This window comes from Dietzia natronolimnaea, assembly GCF_002289575.1.
In the GTDB taxonomy this organism is placed as follows: Bacteria; Actinomycetota; Actinomycetes; order Mycobacteriales; family Mycobacteriaceae; genus Dietzia; species Dietzia natronolimnaea_A.
On sequence record NZ_NTGA01000018.1, the window covers coordinates 122,072 to 131,393 of the forward strand.

Annotated in this window: 9 protein-coding genes, 1 tRNA gene and 1 riboswitch; of the genes, 4 read left to right on the top strand and 6 right to left on the bottom strand. The window is 69.3% G+C overall.

What is annotated here, in order from left to right; translation table 11 throughout:
- Positions 1-2: 2 nt before the first annotated feature.
- From CEY15_RS10855 to CEY15_RS10880, 6 genes are all read right to left on the bottom strand, one after another.
- Positions 3-488, bottom strand: coding sequence for an acyl-CoA thioesterase (locus tag CEY15_RS10855; protein WP_095718450.1), 486 nt, complete (start codon positions 486-488; stop codon positions 3-5).
- Positions 485-946 (bottom strand): acyl-CoA thioesterase, encoded by a 462-nt coding sequence (locus CEY15_RS10860; protein WP_095718451.1) that lies wholly within the window; start codon positions 944-946, stop codon positions 485-487. The genes CEY15_RS10855 and CEY15_RS10860 overlap by 4 nt, the downstream gene beginning before the upstream one ends.
- Positions 943-1,392: an acyl-CoA thioesterase gene (locus CEY15_RS10865; protein ID WP_095718452.1), complete on the bottom strand. Its 450-nt coding sequence runs from the start codon at positions 1,390-1,392 to the stop codon at positions 943-945. Before CEY15_RS10865 ends, CEY15_RS10860 begins: the two co-directional genes overlap by 4 nt.
- A 5-nt stretch (positions 1,393-1,397) precedes the next feature.
- On the bottom strand, positions 1,398-3,071 hold the full coding sequence (gene ettA / locus CEY15_RS10870; protein WP_095718453.1) for an energy-dependent translational throttle protein EttA: 1,674 nt from the start codon (positions 3,069-3,071) through the stop codon (positions 1,398-1,400).
- A 125-nt stretch (positions 3,072-3,196) separates the two neighbouring features.
- Positions 3,197-3,724, bottom strand: coding sequence for a single-stranded DNA-binding protein (locus tag CEY15_RS10875; RefSeq protein WP_095718454.1), 528 nt, complete (start codon positions 3,722-3,724; stop codon positions 3,197-3,199).
- A gap of 168 nt (positions 3,725-3,892) precedes the next feature.
- Positions 3,893-5,923, bottom strand: a complete 2,031-nt coding sequence (locus tag CEY15_RS10880) for a cytochrome c oxidase assembly protein (protein WP_095718455.1) — start codon at positions 5,921-5,923, stop codon at positions 3,893-3,895.
- Between the two features lie 106 nt (positions 5,924-6,029).
- On the opposite strand from CEY15_RS10880, the gene CEY15_RS10885 reads away from it, so the two are divergent.
- The 4 genes from CEY15_RS10885 to CEY15_RS10900 all read left to right on the top strand — a co-directional run bounded on the left by CEY15_RS10885 (position 6,030) and on the right by CEY15_RS10900 (position 9,161).
- Positions 6,030-6,102, top strand: a tRNA-Arg gene (locus CEY15_RS10885).
- Between the two features lie 263 nt (positions 6,103-6,365).
- Positions 6,366-6,463, top strand: a riboswitch (TPP riboswitch).
- The gene (locus tag CEY15_RS10890; RefSeq protein ID WP_245847552.1) at positions 6,446-7,321 is read left to right on the top strand and encodes an ABC transporter ATP-binding protein; all 876 of its coding nucleotides are present in this window, start codon (positions 6,446-6,448) and stop codon (positions 7,319-7,321) included. (Overlaps the previous riboswitch by 18 nt.)
- A complete protein-coding gene (locus tag CEY15_RS10895; RefSeq protein WP_095718456.1) occupies positions 7,318-8,094 on the top strand; it encodes an ABC transporter permease in 777 nt (258 codons plus the stop codon). Before CEY15_RS10890 ends, CEY15_RS10895 begins: the two co-directional genes overlap by 4 nt.
- Complete coding sequence (locus tag CEY15_RS10900; RefSeq protein ID WP_095718457.1) at positions 8,091-9,161, top strand: ABC transporter substrate-binding protein; 1,071 nt, start codon at positions 8,091-8,093, stop codon at positions 9,159-9,161. Before CEY15_RS10895 ends, CEY15_RS10900 begins: the two co-directional genes overlap by 4 nt.
- Positions 9,162-9,322: the final 161 nt, after the last annotated feature.

Here is a 9,322-nt window from a genome sequence, read left to right on the forward strand (position 1 = left end):
GGTCACGCCGGATCCCCGTGACGGAACTGCATCAGGTGCTCCCGCTCGGCCCGGGTGAACCGGCGCGGCCGCTGGGTGGCGAGGTCGAACGCGGCGATCGTGGACGTGCACTCCACCGCCGCGGGCGCGGAGTCCGGGGCGGCGCGCCCGCGGACCTCGTGCCGGGCCACGAACATGGCCGCGCCCACCTTCTCGCACCACATTCGCACCCGGATCGGGCCGTCGGCGCGGGTGACCTGGCCGCGATACTTCACGGCGAGCTCGGTCATCACGGCGCCGGCGGCGAGGGTCGCGGTGGGGATGCCCTCTTCGAAGAGCCACGGGATCCGGGCCTCCTCGAGGAGTGTGATCATCCGCGCGTGGTTGACGTGATGGTAGAGATCCTGGTCCGACCAGCGGACGGGCAGCGCCGCGGTGAACACGCGGCGTCCCGGCTCACCCGAGACTCCGAGGGGTCCCCCGGCCTCGTAGACGAGCTGCTCGGTCACTCCGCGGGCCTGTCGTCGGTGATCGCCGCCCGCTGGTGCGCTGCCTCGAGGACGTGCCGAACCCCTGTCGGTATCTCCACGGCCGTAGAGGTCGAGGCGTCGTAGGCGACCATCACCACGCGCAGCGCGCAACAGATCTCCCCCGCTGCGTCGAAGATCGTCTGCCGGATCTGGTAGGAGGTGGTCCCGACGTGTTCGACCTCGATCTCGACATCCACCGACGTCGAATCCCGAAGGACCGGGCGGAGGTGGTCGATCTCGACCCGGCGGACGACCTGCGGCAGGTTGCCCAGCCCGAACGGGCCGAACCGGCTGCGGACGAACAGGATCCGAGCCTCCTGCGCGTACTCGATGTACTTGACGTTGTTGACGTGCCCGAACTGGTCGAAGTCCGCCCACCGCACCTGCAGGGTGCAACGGAACGTCCCCCGGTCCGGGGTCTGGTCACCGGGACTCATCTCGCCTCCTCGCTCCTTCCGAGCAGCGCCGCGCGCTCCTCGGGACTGATCTCGAGTGTCGTGGTCTCGTCCGGCGCCGTCACCACCAGGACGGTGTCGACGACCGCGCACGGCTCCGGGCCCGTGGAGTCCGCGCCGATCGAGGTCCTCATGGTGAAGGACGTGCGTCCGACCCGCAGGACCTCCACGTCGACCCACACGCTCGTGGCGCCGTACCCGATGACGCGGCGGAAGTCGATCTCCATCCACCGTGCCAGCGCGATCGGCACCCGCGACCCGGGCACGCCGAACCTGTCCCGGAACCACATCAGTCTGGCGTCCTGGGAGAACTCCTGGAACCGCACGTTGTTGACGTGCAACCCCACGAAGTCCGCGATGCGCAGAGGGATGTGGACCCGGTGGACCTCTCCGGGGGTCCGCGTCTCGGGCGCGGCGTGCGATCCCATCGACGTCAGTCCCGCGTGAGCTTGCGGTGGGTGACCCGGTGCGGGCGGGCGGCGTCCGGGCCGAGGCGGTCGACCTTGTTCTGCTCGTAGCCCTCGAAGTTGCCCTCGAACCAGTACCACTGCCCCTCGGCGACGTTGCCCTCCCACGCGAGGATGTGGGTACAGGTGCGGTCTAGGAACCAGCGGTCGTGCGAGATCACCACGGCGCAGCCGGGAAAGTCCTCGAGCGCATTCTCGAGGCTGCCCAGGGTCTCGGTGTCGAGGTCGTTGGTCGGCTCGTCCAGCAGGATCAGGTTGCCGCCGACCTTGAGGGTCAGGGCCAGGTTCAGTCGGTTGCGCTCACCGCCCGAGAGCACACCGGCCTTCTTCTGCTGGTCCGGACCCTTGAAGCCGAACGCGCTCACGTAGGCGCGCGAGGGCATCTCGTTCTGCCCGACCTCGATGAAGTCGTTGCCCTCGGAGACGACCTCCCACACGGACTTCTCGGGGTCGATGTTCGCGCGGGACTGGTCCACGTAGCTCAGCTTGACCGTGTCCCCCACCCGTACGGAACCGGCGTCCGGCTCCTCGAGTCCGACGATCGTCTTGAACAGGGTGGTCTTACCGACACCGTTGGGGCCGATCACGCCGACGATGCCGTTGCGCGGCAGGGTGAACGACAGGTCCTTGATCAGGACACGGTCGTCGAAGCCCTTCTGGAGCTTGTCGGCCTCGACCACCACGTTGCCCAGTCGCGGCGGGGTGGGGATCTGGATCTCCTCGAAGTCCAGCTTGCGGTGCTTCTCCGCCTCCGCCGCCATCTCCTCGTATTTGGCCAGACGCGCCTTGGACTTGGACTGCCGCGCCTTGGCGCCGGAGCGGACCCACTCGAGTTCGGCCTTGAGGCGCTTCTGCAGCTTCTGGTCCTTCTTGCCCTGCACCTCAAGGCGCTCGGCCTTCTTCTCCAGGTAGGTGGAGTAGTTGCCCTCGTAGGGGTGCAGCTTGCCGCGGTCGACCTCACAGATCCACTGCGCCACGTGGTCGAGGAAGTAGCGGTCGTGGGTGACCGCCAGGACGGCGCCCGGGTAGGCGGCCAAGTGCTGCTCCAACCACAGCACCGACTCCGCGTCGAGGTGGTTGGTGGGCTCGTCCAGCAGGAGCAGGTCGGGCTTGCTCAGCAGCAGCTTGCACAGCGCGACGCGGCGCATCTCGCCACCGGACAGGTGGGTGACGGGCGAGTCCCCCGGCGGGCAGCGCAGCGCGTCCATGGCCTGCTCGATCTGGGAGTCCACGTCCCAGGCGTCCACCGCGTCGAGCTGCTCCTGCAGCCGCCCCATCTCCTCCATGAGTTCGTCGGTGTAATCGGTCGCCATCTCCTCGGCCACCGCGTTGTACCGGCGGAGCTGCACCATGGTCTCGCCGAGGCCGTCCTCGACGTTCTCCTTGACGGTCTTGGTCTCGTCGAGCACCGGCTCCTGCATGAGGATGCCGACGCTGGCCTCGGGGTCGAGGAACGCCTCACCGTTGGAGGGCTGGTCCAGGCCGGCCATGATCTTGAGGATGGAGGACTTACCCGCGCCGTTGGGGCCCACGACGCCGATCTTCGCACCGGGGTAGAAGGACATCGTCACGTCGTCGAGGATCACCTTGTCCCCGTGCGCCTTGCGGACCTTCTTCATGGTGTATATAAACTCGGCCATTCCACCCTCTCAACTGCGCAAATGGTTCACATCGCCGCAGCCGGGCCGCGGGCACGACCCCCATGTTACGTGCCCACCCGCAGCCCCGGTGAGCACGGCGGCGGGCTACCCGCGGCCCCGTCGGTTCAGACCCGAACCGCCCCCGCCAACCCGCTGACGGCCGCACGCTCCGTCGGATCGTCGTCGGCGTCGCGGGACCCGATCTCCATGACGTCCCCGTCGCCCTCCGCGTCCCGGAGACCGCCCGCGGCGTGGCCGTCGGGAGCCGGGCCGTCGGGAGCCGGGCCGGACCCCTCGGCCTGGGCCCTGCGCATGGTCACGTCCATCCGGGACAGGTCCGGCCCCAGCGCGGTGACCCGCATCTCCAGATCACGCTGGATCCTGCCGTCCTTCTCGTATTCGTTGGTCAGCAGACGGCCCTGGACGATGATGCCGTCACCCTTGACCAGGGTCCCGGATGCCCGCTGCGCCAACCTGCCCCAGCAGTTGGCCGAGAAGTACAGCGTGCCGCCCGTCTTCCACTCCCCGGTGTCGCGGTCCTGGTAGCGGGTGTTGCTGGCCACCCGGAAGGAGAAGACCGAGTCCTCGCCGACCCGACGGGTGGTGGGGTCGGTGATCACGGTTCCGCGGACGGTGGTGTGGGTCTCGTTCATGGTCTCGCTCCTGTCACACTCGGACCGACCGTGCGTCGGCCTCGTGCTGACGAGCGTGCCCCACCTCGTCGTCGTCGTATCCCGGTCGCACCGCTCGCGGTGCCCGCCCTGTGGAGGGACGGGCAGGGTGTGGGCAGGGAGGCCGACGACGACGAGGTGGGCACCCCCTCAGGACTTGCGGTCCGCCCGGGACATCGCACTGAGCATCTCGTTATAGGCCTTGAGCTCGGCGTCGTCGTCGCGCTCGGCCTGCCGCTCGCCGCGCCGGGCGTCCCGCATGTCGCTCTGGTACCACTGCCACGCCAGGGCCAACATGACGATGAACAGCGGGATCTCCCCCGCCGCCCACGCGACTCCGCCGCCGACCTGCTGGCTCTGCAGGAGATCCGGAATCCAGGGCAGTCCGATCCCGCCATACCAGTTCTCGGCGAGCACGGTCTTGTAGTTCATGAGCATGATGCCGAAGAAGGCGTGGAACGGCAGCGAGCTGAGCAGCACCATGAGCTTGTAGAGCGGCGAGAAGTGCCGCGGTGCGGCGTCGACCCCGATGATCACCCAGTAGAACAGGTACCCACTGATGAGGAAGTGGACGTTCATGAACATGTGGCCCAGGTGCTCGGAGGCCAGAGCCTCGTAGAATCCGCCGAAGTAGATGATGTAGAAACCCGCCACGAACTGCACCGACGCCACGATCGGGTGGGTGAGGAAGCGGGAGAGCGGGTTGTTGATGAACTCGACGATCCACTCGCGGGGCCCGGGCGGGTTCCCGCGGCCCGCGGCCGGGAGCGCCCGCAATGCCAGGGTCAGCGGCCCGCCGAGGGCGAGAAGCACCGGCACGAGCATCGAGATGAGCATGTGCCCCACCATGTGGCTGGCGAAGTCGGCCATCATGTACATCCCCATGCCGGAACTGGTGGTGAGGAACAGGATCACGCAGCCGAGCACCCAGGCCACGGTCCGGCCCACGGGCCAGGCATCGCCGCGGCGGCGCAGGGTGATCAGGCCCCACACGTACAGGCTCAGCAGGATGACCGCGGCCAGGCCCAGCACCAGGTCGAAGCGCCACACCCCGAAGACGGTGCCGAGCGAGAACGGTCCGGGGAGCTCGAAGCCCAGTAGCGCCTCCTGGCGGGTGGGCACGTACAGCGGCGCCGGCGGCGGGGTGCGACCGAGCGAAACCGAGAGCCCGATCGTGCCCGCCATCACCACAGCCTCGACCAGCGCGATCCGCACGAGGGTCGGGCGGTCGACGGGAGCGTTGGCCGATCTGGACTCGATCCTGGCGATGATCCGGCGGCGGATGGCCAGGCCGAACATCGCGAGCAGGACCAGCAGCAGCGCCTTGGACACCACAAGCAGACCGTAGGTCGAGGAGAACAGGTCGGCGGGGTGCAGCCGCACGAGCGCGTTGATGATGCCTGAGAACCCCAGCGCGATGATCGCGATGGTCGCCACCACCGAGTAGCGGCGCAGGGCCAGCGCCACGCGGGAGCCGCCCCGCATCGTGTGGGCGAGCACGGCGACCAGACCGCCCACGTAGAACGCCGCGGCGAACAGGTGGATGATCAGCGAGTTGGTGGCGATGTCGTGCGCGGTGCTCCCGGAGGCGTGGCCCGTGGCCGCCACCGGCAGGAGCGCGAGCACCGACACCCCCAGCCAGATCACCGACCAGCGCCAGCTCACGGTGAGCCGCTGACCGATCCCGGCCACCAGCGCGATCACCGCCGCCCATCGCCAGGACGAGGCCACGTCGATCTGGTTGATCGCCACGATCCACTGGTCCGGGGGCAGCGCCGCCCAGAACGTGCGCCCGGCGACGTCCGACAGGGTCAGCGGGATGAGCAGCGCCGCGGCCACCGCCCACGAGATGTTGGCCCACGAGGAGATCCGCTGCGAGCGGTACCCGTCCACGTCGAGGGTCTTGTCCTTCTGGGGCGGAGTGAAGAACGCCGCGAACAGGGCCGTCCCCACCGCCACCGCGGCGAGCAGCTCACCCACGGCGCGGACCGCCGGGAGTCCGGCCGTGGTGAGCACGCCCGGGTCCGGGACGCCCACCAGCGCGAGCGCCACCTCGGAGGACATGCCCGACAGCGGGATCACCACCGCGGCGGCCACCACCGCGAGCAGGATCACGACGGGCACCACGCTGCGGTTCTTGAGCACTCCGGCGCTGGCGGGTGTCGACTTGGACGACGTCATGGCCTCCATCGTATTAACCCGATCGCCCCGGGCCGATTCGCGGCTGCAGCGCACACCCCCGGATCGGCTATCATCCTTCCGGCGACGCCGGACGTGGGCGTCGCAGGCCTCCGTAGCTCAGTGGATAGAGCATCCGGTTTCTACCCGGCTGGTCAGGGGTTCGAATCCTCTCGGGGGCGCATACTTCTGCGCAGATCGGCTTCTACGCTGATCGGCGGCGCTGGCCGGCACGACACCGGACCACCGCCCGCCGCCTCCCGCAGCACCTCCGCCAGGCGTCACCCGGTGTCACCTGGCGTCGGCGCCGGGCCACCCCTCGTCGCGCGGTCACCTCTGCTCGCGTTTCCCCAGGTGGGGCTCCCCTGGAACCGCGCATATGCGACCACTCGCCGGGCGGGGCAGGGTGGTAGGTTCGCACTTCGAGTCGATCCACAGGATCGACATCGATGACACGGGGTGCCCCTACCGAACGGGGCTGAGATCACACCCGCTGAACCTGAACTCGTTCACACGAGCGGAGGGATGTCACATGCGCTGGTGCACGCGGCCATCCCTGTGCACGCCGCGGTCCTGGTGCACGCCGTGCTGAGCCGCCCCGGTGCTCCGGCCGTGGCGCTGGACGGTCTGGGCCACACCTACCCGGGAGCTCGCCGGCCCGTTCTCGCGGACCTCAGCCTGTCCGTCCCGGTGGGCCAGCACATCGCGGTCGTCGGGCGCAGTGGCTGCGGCAAGTCCACGCTGCTGTCGCTGATCGCCGGCCTGACCGAACCGACGACCGGGACCGTCTCCGTGTTGGACGAACACCGGCCCGGCCGGCGCCTGGAGCACTGCGCGTTGATGCCCCAGGGCGACAGCCTGCTGCCGTGGATGACCCTGCTCGACAACGTCGCGATCAGTCTCCGCAATCAGCGGGTGCGCCGGCGCGTGGCCCGCGCCGAAGCCCAGCACCTGCTGGACCGCCTGGGCCTGGGCGCCTGGTCGGGGGCCCGTCCGTCGGCTCTGAGTGCGGGCATGCGCCAGCGCGCGGCACTCGCGCGCGCACTGATCGCCCGCAAACCCGTGCTGCTGGCGGACGAGCCGCTCGGTGCGCTCGATGCGATCACCCGAGCCGACGTCCAGCAATGGCTGCGCGAGACCCTCGCCGGGACGCCGGCCACCCTCGTCATGGTCACCCATGACGTCGATGAAGCCCTGCTCCTCGCCGAACGTGTGGTCCTGCTGGCACGGCACGAGGCCGACGCCCCGGCGCGCGTGGTGTCCACCTGGCCGGGGTGGTTCGGCGACGACCGCCCCCGCGAGGCCCTGCTCGGAGACGAGGGATTCGCGGCGACCCGCCAGGACATCCTCCGCGCGCTGGCACGGGAATCCCATTTGGCCGACGGCGGAGCCGCCCCATGACCGTCCGAGTCCTCCGATCCGCCGCTCCCGCCTGCGTGACGATCCTGCTGGTCCTCGCCGCATGGATCACGATCACCGCGCTCGAACTCGTCCCCGCGTACGTCATCCCCGCGCCCGGCGCCGTGCTCGACTCGCTCGTGTCCACCTGGCCCGACCGGCTCGGTTCCGCCACGCTGCTGACCGCTTCCGAGACCCTCCTGGGTGTGGTGCTGGGAATGGTCGTCGCGGTGATCGTGGTGATCATCAGCGCGTTCGTGCCCACCATCGGTCAGGCCATGACCCCACTTCTGGTCGCTTCGCAGGCCATCCCGGTGATCGTGATCGGTCCGCTGCTGACGATCTCCCTCGGGTACGGGATGGCGCCGAAGGTCATCGTCGTCGCCCTGTTGTGTTTCTTCCCCGTCGCCCTCAACCTCCTCTCCGGCGTCCGGACCGTCGATGCCCGGTTGATCGACACCTTGCGGAGCCTGCACGCCACCCGGTGGTCGCTCTTCTGGCGGGTGAGACTGCCGTCCGCCGCACCCCGGGGGTTCGCCGGACTGCGAGTCTCGGTCACCTTCGCGCCGGTGGCCGCGGTCTTTGCCGAGTACACCGGCTCCACCAACGGCCTGGGGTACCTCATGCTCCAGGCCATCCCCCGACTCCAGACGGACTTCGTCTTTGCCCAGGTGGTCGTGCTGACCATCATGTCCAGCGTCCTGCTGGCCACCGTGACCCTCCTCGAACGACTCATCTGCCCGTGGAACACCACCACCGAAAGGACCCCATCATGACCCACGCACCCACCAGCGCGGCCCCACGCCGGGCCCGCACCCGACCCGGCATCACTCGACCCGGCGTCCGCATGATCGCGATCGCGGCCGCGGCAGCGCTGGCCCTGACCGGATGCCAGGTGGCCTCGGACGACGCGGACACGACCGAGACCGGAGCCGCACCTGTGAGTGTCCTGCTCGACTGGAGCCCCAATCCCGACCATGCGGCGCTGTACACCGCGCAGTACACCCGCGCCTACGACGACGCGGGGGTCGACGTGACGTTCATGACGCCCGCCAATACAGCCGACGCCGCGCGCGAGGTGTCCCTGGGGCGGGCCGACCTGGCCATCTCGTATGAGCCCGACACCCTCATCGCCGCGGAGCAGGGCCTCGACGTGATCTCGGTGGCCGCGTTGATCCCCACCTCGTTGACCTCGCTGATCGCCAGGACGGAGTCCGGGATCACCACCGCGGCCGACCTGGAGGGCAGGACCGTGGGCCTGTCGGGACTGGCCTCCCAGCAGCCGACTCTGGACTTCATCGCCCGGGAGGCCGGGATCGACCCGGGTTCGATCTCCACCCCCAACGTCCAGCAGAGCCTCAACCAGGCACTCCTGACCGACCAGGTGGACGCGATCTTCGGGGCCTTCCGCAACATCGAGGGCGTCGAACTCACCGCCCAGGGCGACTTCGTGGTGCTGCCGGCCACCGAACTCGGGGTGCCGGACTACGCGGAACTGGTGATCATCGCCAACCCGAGTCGCCTCGCCGACGACCCCGACTACGCCGAGCGCGTGCGGGCCTTCCTCACCGGGACCGCGGAAGGTCAGGCTGCGGCGCTGCGGGACCGGCAGGTCGCCATCGACGCCCTCACCCCCGAGACCCAGGGTTCCTACGACCCGGACGTGCTGGAGCTGATGATCGACGCCACCCTCGAGCTGCTGCCCGAGGGTGATTTCGGTCGGCAGTCGGCCGAGGCCTGGGCCGCGTACGCGACGTGGATGTACCAGAACGGCCTGCTCGAGACCGAGGTCGACGGAGCCACCGCCACCACGAACGACTACCTGCCGGGCGCCAACGGCTAGCACCCCGCCCCACGAGAGGCCCCGCCGTCATCGCGAAGACTGTTTGGCACGCATCGGTCGAGTGAGAATGCGCGAAACGCTCTTCTCGATGGCCCCGGCGGCTTGGGCCCGGCGGCTTGGGCCCGGCGGCTAGGTGTATTGACCACGCAGGTTGTGTCACC